Source organism: Herbaspirillum sp. WKF16 (assembly GCF_028993615.1).
In the GTDB taxonomy this organism is placed as follows: Bacteria; Pseudomonadota; Gammaproteobacteria; order Burkholderiales; family Burkholderiaceae_D; genus Herbaspirillum.
The window spans coordinates 1,985,946-1,999,455 of record NZ_CP118632.1; the positions used below are offsets into that span (position 1 = coordinate 1,985,946).

The 13,510-nt window shown below is 61.2% G+C and carries 13 protein-coding genes and 1 tRNA gene; 12 read left to right on the forward strand and 2 right to left on the reverse strand.

Annotated features, from left to right (window positions below):
• Window positions 1–5 precede the first annotated feature (5 nt).
• The 3 genes from Herbaro_RS08960 (at window position 6) to Herbaro_RS08970 (ending at window position 3,280) form a co-directional block, all read left to right on the forward strand.
• Window positions 6–2,258 (forward strand): RelA/SpoT family protein, encoded by a 2,253-nt coding sequence (locus Herbaro_RS08960; protein WP_275013470.1) that lies wholly within the window; start codon window positions 6–8, stop codon window positions 2,256–2,258.
• A gap of 161 nt (window positions 2,259–2,419) precedes the next feature.
• Window positions 2,420–2,496: transfer RNA gene (locus Herbaro_RS08965), tRNA-Val, on the forward strand.
• Window positions 2,497–2,872: 376 nt separating this feature from the next.
• Window positions 2,873–3,280, forward strand: coding sequence for a response regulator (locus Herbaro_RS08970; protein ID WP_275013471.1), 408 nt, complete (start codon window positions 2,873–2,875; stop codon window positions 3,278–3,280).
• 122 nt (window positions 3,281–3,402) lie between these two features.
• On the opposite strand, the gene Herbaro_RS08975 is transcribed toward Herbaro_RS08970, so the two are convergent.
• On the reverse strand, window positions 3,403–3,594 hold the full coding sequence (locus Herbaro_RS08975; protein WP_275013472.1) for a hypothetical protein: 192 nt from the start codon (window positions 3,592–3,594) through the stop codon (window positions 3,403–3,405).
• Window positions 3,595–4,130: 536 nt separating this feature from the next.
• Between Herbaro_RS08975 and thrS the strand changes: the two genes are divergently transcribed.
• The 9 genes from thrS (at window position 4,131) to Herbaro_RS09020 (ending at window position 12,656) form a co-directional block, all read left to right on the forward strand.
• The gene (gene thrS / locus Herbaro_RS08980) at window positions 4,131–6,038 is read left to right on the forward strand and encodes a threonine--tRNA ligase (protein WP_275013473.1); all 1,908 of its coding nucleotides are present in this window, start codon (window positions 4,131–4,133) and stop codon (window positions 6,036–6,038) included.
• Window positions 6,039–6,112: 74 nt separating this feature from the next.
• Window positions 6,113–6,637 carry a translation initiation factor IF-3 gene (infC, locus tag Herbaro_RS08985; RefSeq protein WP_446719333.1) on the forward strand — a complete coding sequence of 175 codons (525 nt, stop codon included), beginning with the start codon at window positions 6,113–6,115 and terminating at the stop codon, window positions 6,635–6,637.
• A gap of 233 nt (window positions 6,638–6,870) precedes the next feature.
• Window positions 6,871–7,068 (forward strand): 50S ribosomal protein L35, encoded by a 198-nt coding sequence (rpmI, locus tag Herbaro_RS08990; RefSeq protein WP_006712688.1) that lies wholly within the window; start codon window positions 6,871–6,873, stop codon window positions 7,066–7,068.
• A 25-nt stretch (window positions 7,069–7,093) separates the two neighbouring features.
• Window positions 7,094–7,456 carry a 50S ribosomal protein L20 gene (gene rplT, locus Herbaro_RS08995; RefSeq protein ID WP_006712690.1) on the forward strand — a complete coding sequence of 121 codons (363 nt, stop codon included), beginning with the start codon at window positions 7,094–7,096 and terminating at the stop codon, window positions 7,454–7,456.
• A 193-nt stretch (window positions 7,457–7,649) separates the two neighbouring features.
• Window positions 7,650–8,678, forward strand: coding sequence for a phenylalanine--tRNA ligase subunit alpha (pheS, locus tag Herbaro_RS09000; RefSeq protein WP_275013474.1), 1,029 nt, complete (start codon window positions 7,650–7,652; stop codon window positions 8,676–8,678).
• Window positions 8,679–8,743: 65 nt separating this feature from the next.
• Window positions 8,744–11,170 (forward strand): phenylalanine--tRNA ligase subunit beta, encoded by a 2,427-nt coding sequence (gene pheT, locus Herbaro_RS09005; protein WP_275013475.1) that lies wholly within the window; start codon window positions 8,744–8,746, stop codon window positions 11,168–11,170.
• A 66-nt stretch (window positions 11,171–11,236) separates the two neighbouring features.
• On the forward strand, window positions 11,237–11,650 hold the full coding sequence (locus Herbaro_RS09010; protein ID WP_275013476.1) for an integration host factor subunit alpha: 414 nt from the start codon (window positions 11,237–11,239) through the stop codon (window positions 11,648–11,650).
• A 3-nt stretch (window positions 11,651–11,653) separates the two neighbouring features.
• A complete protein-coding gene (locus Herbaro_RS09015) occupies window positions 11,654–12,055 on the forward strand; it encodes a MerR family transcriptional regulator (RefSeq protein ID WP_275013477.1) in 402 nt (133 codons plus the stop codon).
• A gap of 112 nt (window positions 12,056–12,167) precedes the next feature.
• Entirely contained in the window at window positions 12,168–12,656 is a 489-nt protein-coding gene (locus tag Herbaro_RS09020) for a GNAT family N-acetyltransferase (protein WP_275013478.1), read from the forward strand.
• Between the two features lie 57 nt (window positions 12,657–12,713).
• On the opposite strand, the gene Herbaro_RS09025 is transcribed toward Herbaro_RS09020, so the two are convergent.
• Complete coding sequence (locus Herbaro_RS09025) at window positions 12,714–13,322, reverse strand: phosphatase PAP2 family protein (RefSeq protein WP_275013479.1); 609 nt, start codon at window positions 13,320–13,322, stop codon at window positions 12,714–12,716.
• Window positions 13,323–13,510: the final 188 nt, after the last annotated feature.

Here is a 13,510-nt window from a genome sequence, read left to right on the forward strand (position 1 = left end):
CGCCCATGGTTTCGGTAGCAAGCATCCAGGGCGAAGGTCTGGCTGCGATTACAGCCGGACTGGGCGCGGACGACGTCGCGCGCGTCGAGAAGGCGCTGGCCGAGCTTGAGCCGCTGTACGCGGACAGGCAGATCCTGTCCGGGCAAAACGCGCTGCAGTTCGTGCTCTCGGTGACCTCGGTGCTGACCGCGCTCAACGTCGATGCCCCCACGCGCATCGCGGGCCTGGTGTTCGAGGCGCAGATGCTGCATCCCGGCCTGGAAGAAAAGCTCGACGAGCAGTTCGGTCGCGAGATCGCAGAATTGGTCGCCAATGTGCGCCAGCTGATGCGCTTCCACAGCCTGACCTTCCAGACGCCGCAGCAGGAAGTGCTGCGCGGGAAGAACGCGGCCCAGCAGGCGGCGGCCCAGATCGAGACGCTGCGCAAGATGCTGCTGGCCATGGCCACCGACATGCGCGCCGTGCTGGTGCGCCTGGCTTCGCGTGTGGCGACCTTGCGTTATTTCGCCGACATCAAGCAAGAGAACGAGGTCAGCGCGCAATACGCGCGCGAGACCTTCGAGCTGTATGCGCCGCTGGCCAACCGCCTGGGGATCTGGCAGCTGAAGTGGGAGCTGGAAGACCTGTCGTTCCGCTTCCTCGAGCCGGCCACCTATAAGCGCATCGCCAAGATGCTGGAAGAGAAGCGCCTGGAGCGCGAGGCCTTCGTCGCCGATGCGATCGCCCGCCTGCGCTCGGAAATGGCGGCGCAGGACGTCAAGGCCGAGGTCAGCGGCCGGCCCAAGCACATCTACAGCATCTGGAACAAGATGCGCGGCAAGTCCATCGACTTCTCCGAGCTGTACGACGTGCGCGCCTTCCGCGTGATCGTCGACGACATCAAGACCTGCTACACGGTGCTGGGCATCGTGCACAACATCTGGACGCCGATCCCCGAGGAGTTCGACGACTATATCTCGCGTCCCAAGCAGAACGGCTACCAGTCGCTGCACACCGTGGTGCTGGCCGAGGACGGCCGCGCGCTGGAAGTGCAGATCCGCACGCACGAGATGCATCATTTCGCGGAATACGGGGTGGCTGCCCACTGGCGCTACAAGGAGAGCGGCGGTTCCAATTTCTCGGCGCAGAAGTACGACGAGAAGATCGCCTGGCTGCGCCAGCTGCTGGCCTGGAAGAATGAAGTCACCGACGCCGTGGTGGATCAGGAAGAGCTGCGGCGCGACTGGGTCGAGAAACTCAAGTCGGCCACGCTGGATGAGCGGATCTATGTGCTGACGCCACAGGCCCGCGTGATCGAGCTGCCCAGCGGATCGACGCCGATCGACTTCGCCTATCACCTGCACAGCGACGTCGGCCACCGCTGCCGGGGCGCGCGCGTGGATGGCGTGATGGTGCCGCTGAACACGGCGCTGAAGAACGGCCAGACGGTCGAGATCATCACCGCCAAGAGCGGACCCGGCGTAGGGCCGTCGCGCGACTGGATTGGCCCCGGGTATGCCGCCAGCTCACGCACGCGTTCCAAGATACGCGCCTGGTTCAATGCCATCGAGCAGCAGGAGACCTTGTCGGTGGGTCGCGGCCTGCTGGAAAAGACGCTGCAGCGCGAGGGCAAGACCGCGGTCAACCTGGAAGAACTGGCGCAGAAGCTGGGGTTCGCCAAGGTGGATGACCTCTGCCTTTCGCTGGCGAAGGAAGAGTTCAGCCTGCGCCACGTCGAGCAGGCGCTGCATGAGGGCGAGGAAAAAAAGCCGGAGATCGACGACGAGGCGCTGATCACGCGCAAGAGCCGCGCCTCCAGCATCGTGCAAGGCGCCAAGTCGGGCGTGCTGGTGGTCGGCACCGACGGCCTGCTGACGCAGTTGGCGCGCTGCTGCAAGCCGGCGCCGCCGGATCCGATTGCAGGCTTCGTCACGCGCGGCAAGGGCGTCTCCATCCATCGCGTGAATTGCAAGAATTTCGCCGAGATGAGCGGGCACGCGCCGGAGAGGGTGATCCAGACCACTTGGGGCGCGCCGGTCAAGGACACGGTTTATCCCGTCGACATCTTCGTGCTGGCCAGCGATCGCCAGGGTTTGCTGCGCGATATCTCCGATATCTTCCTGCGCGACAAGATCAATGTCATCGGCGTGAGCACGCAGAGCAGCAAGGGCCATGCGCGCATGGCGTTCACCGCCGAGATCGGCTCCACCGAGCAATTGCAGAAAGCCTTGATGGTGATCCGCGAGGTCAAGGGCGTGATCGAGGCCAAGCGCCAGTAAGCGGGACATGAATGCGCATGCGGCCGCATGATGCCGCCGCTGCCTTGCGTTTTCCGGTGTTGCGGGGTGCGTTGCGGAAGGGAATCGTAAAATATTTTGGATTTATTTCATTTTCCCCTTTGCAAATCTGAAAAAGCCTCCTATAATCTTGCTTCTTCGTTAGGCGCGTAGCTCAGCTGGTTAGAGCACTACCTTGACATGGTAGGGGTCGTTGGTTCGAGTCCAATCGTGCCTACCAATTCTTCTGTTGATGCAGTGGGGTTGGATAGCGAAGTCAAACTGAAATGGAAGCGCATTCGCGGCTTCCATTTTTGTTTTCCGCCTCCGGTTTTTCTTCCTCGCGTTTCCCGATTCCAATTGCGCTTTCCCGGTCAGCGTGTCGTCTGTCGGTCGCCTGTCTTTTCTCGCGAAGTCCCGTGGAGCGGGAGTTGGGCGCTTGTGACATGAAATTAATTGTCGCCGCGCCTGCTGGCAATCAAGTCGCACGCTAATTCTCTCGTGTGAAAGTCTAGTGTATTGCGGCAACTTTCCAAAAATGCTTTAAACTTGCATCAGAATTTTTTCTAGATTTCCCTATCCAACCCAGTACCTTCTTACGGACGTTCGATTTAGCTATGGCGGCAGATGATCAGTATTTTCTCGTGGTCGATGATTTCTCGACGATGCGGCGCATTGTCAGTGGGCTGCTGAAGGAGCTCGAGTACACCAAGATCGTTGAGGCGGATGATGGTTCTTCGGCCCTGAAGATACTGGAGGCGGGCGCCATGCCCGTTACCTTCGTGCTGACCGACTGGAACATGCCGGTGATGGACGGCCTCGCGCTGCTCAAGAAGATCCGCGCGACGCCTTCGCTGGCGCACTTGCCGGTGCTGATGATTACCGCCGAGGCGAAGAAGGAGAACATCGTCGAGGCTGCGCAGTCCGGCGCCGACGGCTATATTGTCAAGCCGTTCAACGCGGCCACGCTGAAGGAAAAGATCGAGAAGATCCTGGCGCGTCGCGCCAATCTCGACAAGGCATGAGCGCGGATTCTTCCTGCGGCGTTTGACTGCGCTGCGGGAGTCGCGGCAAAGAAAAACGGCATCCAGATGGATGCCGTTTTTTTTTCGTGCCCGATGATGTCAGGCGAGACGATGTCTCCGCATCAGCGCTGCTTGAGATTGAAGTAGGGGAGGATGTCGCCGCGGGTCCAGGACTTGATCTCGGCGCCGTTCAGCAGCACTCGGTATTCCTGGTGGCGCTCGCCGTTGTCCAGCTCTACCGTGCGACTCTGCAATGTGTATTCGACATCGTTGATGACCGTTTGATGTTCGATGCAATTGTGTTCGTCTGGCATGATGCTGTTCTCCGTGGGGCAGCCTGAATCCTAGCATGGGACGGGGTTTCTTTTTATGACTCCGTTGCGTTAAAAAAGCTCATTTGCATTCGTTAATGATGAAGATTTTTGAATGCTTGGCCGCATGACATTGTTGACGGTGATTGTTGTGTGAGTTTTTGATCGAGCGTGACTATCGATAACGCGTGCGTTTGCGAATCGATGTTGTTTCCGGGAAGGGCGGCGAACTTGCCGGGGCGCGAAATTAATTTGCTATAATCCAAGCTTCGCCGACGTGGCGCCTCCTTTTCGATGCGCCTGCGATGCGCGCGGCGAACGCGATGGTTTCTGCATCCACCCATTCATTCTGTAAGAGCGAGAAAGGCAAACCGGTTATGACACCGCGAACTACCACCGAGGTATTCGAGCGACGCTAGTCGGGTTCTTTTTCGTCTCATGAAAAAGCGCGGCTGGCCCGCGTTTTTTTTCGTCCGTCATCTTTGACATCAACTACCCAAAACAGGCAAGGCAGCGACGCTGCCGACATGGAGTGCAAAATGGTTTCAGTTCGTCTTCCCGATGGTTCGCAACGCCAGTTCGATGGTCCGGTCACGGTGGCGCAGGTCGCCGCCAACATCGGCGCCGGCCTGGCCAAGGCCGCGCTGGCCGGCCGCGTTGACGGCAAGCTGGTCGACACCTCGTTCCTGATCGACAAGGATTCGGAGCTGGCCATCGTCACCGACAAGGATGCCGACGGCCTGGAAGTGATTCGCCACTCGACCGCCCACTTGCTGGCCTATGCCGTCAAGGAGCTGTTCCCCGATGCGCAGGTCACCATCGGCCCGGTGATCGACAACGGCTTCTACTACGACTTCTCGTACAAGCGTCCCTTCACTCCCGAGGACCTGGAGGCGATCGAAAAGAAGATGGCAGAGCTGGCCAAGAAGGATGAACCGGTGACCCGCAAGGTCCTGCCGCGCGACGAAGCCGTGACTTACTTCAAGTCCATCGGCGAGGCCTACAAGGCCGAGATCATCGCGTCCATTCCGCAAAATGAAGACGTTTCGCTGTACACCGAGGGCAAGTTCACCGACCTGTGCCGCGGACCGCACGTGCCGTCCACCGGCAAGCTCAAGGTGTTCAAGCTGATGAAGCTGGCCGGCGCCTACTGGCGCGGCGACTCCAGCAACGAGATGCTGCAGCGCGTGTACGGCACCGCCTGGGCCAAGAAGGAAGACCAGGAGGCCTACCTGCACATGCTGGAAGAGGCTGAGAAGCGCGATCACCGCAAGCTGGGTCGCGCGCTGGACCTGTTCCACTTCCAGGACGAGGCGCCGGGCCTGATCTTCTGGCATCCCAAGGGCTGGTCGATCTGGCAACAGGTCGAGCAGTACATGCGCCGCGTCTACCAGGACAGCGGCTACCAGGAGGTGAAGGCGCCGCAGATCCTGGATCGCTCGTTGTGGGAGAAGACCGGTCACTGGGATAACTACCGCGACAACATGTTCACCACCGAATCGGAAAACCGCGCCTACGCGCTCAAGCCGATGAACTGCCCGGGCCACATCCAGATCTTCAATTCCGGACTGCACAGCTACCGCGACCTGCCGCTGCGCTACGGCGAATTTGGCCAATGCCACCGCAACGAGCCTTCCGGCGCGCTGCACGGCATGATGCGCGTGCGCGGCTTCACCCAGGACGACGGCCACATTTTCTGTACCGAAGACCAGGTGCAGGAGGAAGTCGCCGCCTTCAACAAGGTGGTGCGCGAAGTATATGACTGCTTCGGCTTCAAGGATGTCGCAGTGAAACTGGCCCTGCGCCCGGAAAAGCGCATCGGCGCGGAAGAGGTCTGGGACAAGGCCGAGAACGCGCTGCGCGAAGCCATCCGCGCTTCCGGTTCCGAGTGGGAAGAGTTGCCGGGCGAGGGCGCTTTCTACGGCCCGAAGATCGAATACCACCTGAAGGACTCGATCGGCCGTTCCTGGCAGTGCGGCACCATGCAGGTCGACTTCTCGATGCCGGCGCGCCTGGGCGCCGAATATGTCACCGAAGACAACGGCCGCAAGGTGCCGGTCATGCTGCACCGTGCGATCGTCGGTTCGCTCGAGCGCTTCATTGCGATCCTGATCGAAAACCACGCGGGCGCCATGCCGCTGTGGCTTGCTCCGGTGCAAGTTGTTGTCCTCAATATTTCCGACGCGCAAGCCGACTATGTGAAGAGCGTTGCACAAACGCTGAAAAAACAAGGGTTTAGGGTCGAGACCGATTTGCGCAACGAGAAGATTACCTATAAAATACGGCAGCATTCTATTCAGAAGCCGCCCTATATCCTGGTTGTCGGCGACAAAGAACGGGATGCCAACACAGTGGCCGTGCGTGCGCGGGGCAATGTCGATCTGGGCGTCATGTCCATCGACACCTTGGTGGAACGCCTCAAGAATGAGGTCGACACCAAAGCCTGATACAGGGAAGCCGAAGGCTTCCCTCCCAGCGCAAACGCACGGCTTAATTTATTGGATTTGAAAAGGAAACTGCAATAGCTACTGACAAGTCGTCGCATCGCCTGAATCGCGAGATCACTGCGCCGGAAGTGCGCTTATCGGGTGTCAATAACGAGCCTCTGGGCATCGTTAGTTTGGCAGAGGCCTTACGCCTTTCGGAAGAAGCGGAAGTGGATCTGGTCGAGATCGCACCGACCGCCCAGCCTCCGGTTTGCCGCTTGATGGACTATGGCAAGTTCAAGTATCAAGAGCAGAAGAAAGCTCACGAAGCCAAGCTCAAGCAGAAGGTCATCCAGGTCAAGGAAGTCAAATTCCGTCCCGGCACCGATGATGGCGATTACAACATCAAGCTGCGCAACCTGACCAAGTTCCTGGAAGATGGTGACAAGACCAAGATCACGCTGCGTTTCCGCGGTCGCGAGATGGCCCACCAGGAAATCGGCATGCGCGTGTTGGAGCGTCTGAAAGCGGATCTGGAGCCGTATGGCCAGGTCGAGCAGTTTCCCAAGATGGAAGGTCGCCAGATGATCATGGTCCTGGCGCCGAAGAAAAAGAAGTAAGCAGTTAGCCGTATCCGGACGACATCCCCAGGTGTTGTCCGCGCCGTGAAAGCGGCGCAGCAGGGAAGGGCCGACAAAGGATTTGCCGGGCGCAGTCAAACGTGCACGGCAAAAGCGGCGGGGGTGAAATACCCGCGCCGTCAAATAAGTGAGAGCAGGCATCAAAGAGCAGCGAGCATTGCTGCCACCTGCAATCATCAAAAAATGGAGCTGTCCGGAAGGACAGAGTTGCTATGCCTAAGATGAAATCGAAGAGCAGCGCGAAGAAGCGTTTTCGCGTCCGCCCGGGCGGTACCGTCAAGCGCGGTCAAGCCTTCAAGCGTCACATCCTGACCAAGAAGACCACCAAGAACAAGCGTCAATTGCGCGGTACCGAGGGCGTCCATGAGACGAACCTGAATTCCGTTCGCGCGATGCTGCCGTTCGCTTAACCTCACACTCATTTAAGGAGCTAATATGCCTAGAGTCAAACGTGGGGTAACAGCGCGTGCCCGTCACAAGAAAGTCCTCGCCCTCGCCAAGGGTTACCGCGGTCGCCGCAAAAACGTCTACCGTATCGCCAAGCAAGCAGTCATGCGCGCTGGCCAATACGCGTACCGTGACCGTCGTAACAAGAAGCGCGTGTTCCGTGCACTGTGGATCGCCCGTATCAACGCCGCAGCGCGTTCGCACGGCGTGACCTACAGCGTGTTCATGAACGGCCTGAAGAAGGCTGCGATCGAACTGGACCGCAAGGTTCTGGCCGACATGGCTGTCACCGACAAGGCTGCATTCGCCGCCATCGTCAACCAGGTGAAGGCCAACATCGCTGCCGCCTAAATCGTCAGCGTGTTGATGCGGTTGCCGGCCGCTTCTACATCGAGTACAGCAGCCGGCGCTGCAATCCTGCGGGGCAAAGGTGTAATACCGATGCCCCGTATGTTTTTGATCTGCCGATTTTCCGATCCCGCCTTCGTGGATCTTCTTTTTTCGACTTCGTCGTCGGATTTTCGATTGGAGCGAGACTTACCGCATGAATCCCCTAGACCAACTTCTGGGTCAACTCGTTACGCAGGCACAGGGCGATTTCGCCGCCGCGATTGACGCCGCCGCACTGGAGAACGCCAAGGCCAAGTACCTCGGCAAGACCGGCCAGATCACCGAGCAAATGAAGGGACTGGGCAAGCTGGCTCCCGAGGAACGCAAGGCTCAAGGGGCGATCATCAATGTCGCCAAGGAACGGATCGAAAACGCGCTGACCGCGCGTCGCGACGAATTGGCCAACGCCCAGATGCAGGCGCGCCTGAACGCCGAAGCCATCGACGTCACGCTGCCCGGCCGCGGCCGCGGCGTGGGTGGCATCCATCCGGTGATGCGCTCGTGGCAACGCGTCGAGGAAATCTTCCGTTCGATCGGCTTCGACGTGGCCGACGGCCCCGAAATCGAAACCGACTGGACCAACTTCACCGCATTGAACAGCCCGGAAAACCATCCCGCGCGTTCCATGCAGGATACTTTCTACATCGAAGGCAACGACACTCAGGGCAAGCCGCTGCTGCTGCGTACGCACACCAGCCCGATGCAGGTGCGCTATGCCCGCATGAACAAGCCGCCGATCAAGGTGATCGCGCCCGGTCGCACCTACCGCGTCGACAGCGACGCCACCCACTCGCCGATGTTCCACCAGGTCGAAGGCCTGTGGATCGCCGAGGACATCAGCTTCGCCGACCTGAAGGGCGTCTACCTCAATTTCGTCAAGGCCTTCTTCGAGACCGACGACCTGCAGGTGCGCTTCCGTCCCTCCTATTTCCCGTTCACCGAACCTTCGGCCGAGATCGACATCGCCTTCGGCAGCGGTCCGCTCAAGGGCCGCTGGCTGGAAGTCTCCGGCGCCGGCCAGGTGCACCCGACCGTGGTGCGCAACATGGGCCTGGATCCAGAGCAGTACATCGGCTTCGCGTTCGGCTCCGGCCTGGAGCGCCTGACCATGCTGCGCTATGGGATTAACGACCTGCGCCTGTTCTACGAAGGCGACCTGCGCTTCCTGAAGCAATTCAATTAAAACCGATAAAGAAGGGCGCCGCGCTCGGCCGCCGCGCGTCCGGCTGATAGCTGAAAGTCTGAATCATGCAATTCTCTGAAAACTGGTTGCGCACGATGGTCAATCCGAACATGACGTCGGATGAGCTCTCGCATTTGCTGACGATGTCCGGCCTGGAAGTGGAAGAGGTCGAGCCGGTCGCGCCTCCCTTCACCAACGTGGTGGTGGGCGAGGTGCTGGAAGTGAGCAAGCACCCCGACGCCGACCGCCTCAACGTGTGCCGCGTCAACGTGCACACCGGCACCATCCTCAACATCGTCTGCGGCGCCCCCAATGTGCGCGCCGGCCTCAAGGTGCCATGCGCCATGGTCGGCGCGGTGCTGCCGCCGGGCGCGGATGGCAAGCCCTTCGAGATCAAGGTCGGCAAGCTGCGCGGCGTCGAGTCGCAGGGGATGCTGTGCTCCGCGCGCGAGCTGAAGCTCTCGGAAGACCATGGCGGCCTGCTGGAGCTGCCCGACGATGCGCCGGTAGGCCAGAATTTCCGTGACTACCTGCAGTTGAACGACCTCAAGTTCACCATCAAGCTGACCCCCAACAAGGCGGACTGCCTCTCGGTGCTGGGCGTGGCGCGCGAAGTGTCGGCGCTGACCGGCGCGCCGCTGAAGGCGCCGGCGTTTCAGCCGGCCGCCGCCAACCTGGACGAGAAGCTGCCGGTGCGCATTTCCGCGCCCGACCTGTGCGGCCGTTTCGCCGGCCGCGTGATCCGCGGCCTGAACGCCCGCGCCGCCACCCCTCAATGGATGAAGCAGCGCCTGGAGCGCAGCGGCCAGCGCCCGATCTCGGCGCTGGTGGACATCTCCAACTATGTGATGCTGGAGCTGGGCCGTCCTTCGCACGTGTTCGACCTCGACAAGATCCATGGCGGCCTCGACGTGCGCTGGGGCAAGAAGGGCGAGTCGCTCAAGCTCCTCAACGGCAACACCGTGGAAGTCGATGAGTGGGTGGGCGTGATCTCCGATGAGAAGGAGATCGAATCGCTGGCCGGCATCATGGGCGGCGACGCCACCGCCGTCTCGCTCGACACCGCCAACATTTATCTGGAAGCCGCATTCTGGTTCCCGCAGGCGATCCAGGGGCGCGCGCGCCGCTACAATTTCTCCACCGACGCCGCGCACCGCTTCGAGCGCGGCGTGGACTTCGCCACCGTGGTCGATCACATCGAGCGCATCACCGCGCTGCTGATCGAGATCTGCGGCACGCCGTCGACCAGGATCGGCCCGGTCGACGACCAGGTCGTCAACCTGCCCAAGCGCGAGCCGGTCAAGCTGCGCACCGCGCGCGCGGCCAAGGTCATCGGCGTCGAGATCACCGACGACATGGTGTCCGACATCTTCAAGCGCCTCGGCCTGTCGTTCGACCAGGAGCCCGGCCTGTTCTCGGTGACGCCGCCGTCCTACCGCTTCGATATCGAGATCGAGGAAGACCTGATCGAGGAAGTCGCGCGCGTCTACGGTTTCGAGAACATCCCGACGCTGCCGCCGGTGGCCGCCAACGCCATGCGCATCGCGCCGGAAGACACGCGTTCGTTGTTCGCCATCCGCCGCCTGCTGGCCGACCAGGACTACCAGGAAGTGGTCAACTTCAGCTTCGTCGAGACGGCCTGGGAAGCGGATTTCGCCGGCAATGCCGATCCGATCAAGCTGTTGAATCCCATCGCCAGCCAGATGAGCGTGATGCGTTCGCAGCTGGTCGCCGGCCTGGTCGCCAACGCCCGCTACAACATCAACCGCAAGGCCTCGCGTATCCGCGTGTTCGAAGTCGGCGCCGTGTTCAGCAAGAATGCCGCGGTCGTCGATGGACCGCTGTCGGTGGCCGGTTTCGACCAGCCCAAGCGCGTCGCCGCCCTGGCGTATGGTGCGGCGGCCGAAGAGCAGTGGGGCCAGGCCAGCCGCAACGTCGACTTCTTCGACGTCAAGGCCGATCTGGAGGCATTGTTCGCGCCGCGCGCGCTGCGCTTCGCCAAGGCCGATCATCCGGCCCTGCATCCGGGGCGTTCGGCGCAGGTCCTGCTGGGCGACAAGGTCATCGGCGTGATCGGCGAGCTGCATCCGAAATGGCAGCAGAAATACGACCTGCCGCTGGCGCCCGTGGTGTTCGAGGTGGAGGCTGGCGCGCTGCAGCAGCGCGACCTGCCTTCCTATGCCGAGATCTCCAAGTTCCCGGCGGTCAGCCGCGATCTCGCGCTGGTCGTCAAGCAGCCGGTAGCGGCCCAGCAATTGCTGGATGCGATGGCTGCCGAGAAGCAGGCCAACGCAGCATGCGGAATCGTCCAAGCCATTGTTTTATTTGACGAATATCAAGGCCGTGGCCTGGAAAATGACGAAAAAAGTCTTGCGTTCCGGATCACCTTGCAAGATACTCAAAACACCCTTCAGGATGATAAAGTCGACCTTGCGATAAGTGCATTGGTGGCCGCTGCAACCGCAAAGCTTGGCGCCAGATTGCGTGCCTGATGTGATCCCCGCGAGTAAAAATAAAACAGACCGGAATCGGTACTACAGGCTTAGTCATCCATCGCCATGAACAACGTGAATTCGAACGAATTTCAATCCGTGCTGGACGCCGATCTGCATCGCGCCGTGCTCGAATCGCAGGCGCGCTCGCAGGCCGACAAGAGCCTGCCCACGCTGACCAAGGCCGAGCTGGCCGAACTTTTGTTTGAACAGGTCGGTCTGAACAAGCGCGAAGCCAAGGACATGGTGGAAACCTTCTTCGGCGAGATTCGCAACGCGCTGGAGCGCGGCGAGGCCGTCAAGCTGTCGGGCTTCGGCAACTTCCAGCTGCGCGACAAGCCGCAACGGCCTGGCCGCAACCCCAAGACCGGTGAAGAAATTCCCATCACGGCGCGACGCGTGGTCACGTTCCACGCCAGCCAGAAACTGAAGGAAATGGTGGAGCTCTCCAGCGGCAATCCCGTTGAACTGCCCGTCTAATCTATGAACGATCGCGTCAACAAACCAGCGGCAATCGTCTTGCCGCCGATTCCCGCCAAGCGTTACTTCACGATCGGCGAGGTCAGCGAGCTGTGCGGCGTAAAGCCGCACGTGCTGCGCTACTGGGAGCAGGAATTTACCCAGTTGAAGCCCGTGAAGCGGCGCGGCAATCGCCGTTATTACCAGCACCACGAAGTACTGCTGATCCGCCGTATCCGCGAGCTGCTCTATGAGCAAGGCTTCACCATCAGCGGCGCGCGCAACAAGCTCGATGGCAGCAATGAGCCGGAGCAGCCGGAGATCGTCCAGCCTCCTGCCGTCAGCCTGGACGAAGAGGGCATCGAGCGGGTGCGCGCGGAGCTGCTGGGCGTGCTGCAGATCCTGCGTCCCAACGCGCAGGCCTGATCGGATCAACGCCGCATCGTCGATGACATGTCGATGAAACCGCTGCCTCGCGCAGCGGTTTTTTTATGTCGGCGTCAACCAGGGAGGATGGATGAAACAGATATGGAGGCCGATGGCGCCGTCCGACCTCGATGCGGTCATGGCGGTCGGGGCGGTGGTGCACGCCGGCTTCTTCGAGCGGCGCGAGGTGTTCGCCGAGCGGCTGGCGCTGTATCCGCAGGGATGCTGGATGGCGCAGGAGGAGGGCGGCGCGGTCGGCGGCTATGCCGTGATGCATCCGGCGCGTCTGGGCCTTCCGCCCGCGCTCGACAGCCTGTTGCTGCAGATCGATCCGGCCGCCGACTGCCTTTATCTGCACGATGTCGCCTTGCTGCCGCAGGCGCGCGGCGCCGGGTTGGGGCGCGCCTTGATGCAGCTGCTGTCCGGGCTGATGCGCGGCGAGCGCCGGGCGTATGCTGCGTTGGTGGCGGTGCATGGTTCCGCGCCTTACTGGCGCGCGTGCGGATTCGATGCCTTCGCCGGCGCTTCGGCCGCTCTGCGTGAAAAGCTGGCCAGCTACGACGCGCAAGCCATCTACATGGTCAAGCCGCAGCAAGACTGACGCGCAGCCTTGCATCGATGATCATGCCGGACTTGCGTCCGGCATTTTTTTTGTCTGTCAGAGGGGAATGGTGCGCGTGTAGACCTGGGCGTGTCCCGACAGCGCCATCGCGATCTGCTGCAGCAGCGCATGCGTCGGGGCCGGCTGTCCCGATGTTCCCATCAGCATGAAGCATGCGGCGGCGGCCAGCGCCAGCCCACCGCGCAGGCGCGGACCGACCTGCGACAGTCCGCGGCAGAACCACCATGCCGCACACCCGCCCAGCAACAGGCCGGTTACCACTTCCGAGGTGGAATGCACCTTGATCATCAGGCGCGACAGGGCGACTGCCAGCACCAGCGCGCCGATGCCCGCTACTGCGATGGCGCGCGCCTGCGGCGGCCTTCCTTGCGTGAGCAGCGCTGCAGTGCTCAGGTAAAGCGCGCTCGCCGAGGCCGTGTGCCCGCTCACCCCGGTGAAGTTGTAGAGCAGCGGCGGCGCGATGTTCCAGCCCATGTAGAGCAGCTTGCTCAACACCACCACCATCATCGCGGCGCCGAAGGCGAATAGCCAGCGCAGCATCTGCCGCCACCAGCCATTCATGCCCAGCCACAGCGCGACCACGCAGGCGCCGGGAACGGTGAAGGCGCTGTCGCCTAGAAAGGTGATGGCATGCCACCAGCTCATGTACGCAAATCCGACATTCGAAAGAACCTTCTCCGATTTGAAACGATCTTATGTTTTGTTCGAGCCGCTCGTCGATTAATTACGAGCACCGGCTGTGCGCCGGATCAAGCTCAACGGCTGAAGATGATGTTGAGTGCGGATCGCGCCGCAAGTTCGGCCCAATTTGCAAAGCATGGCGTCGATGTGCA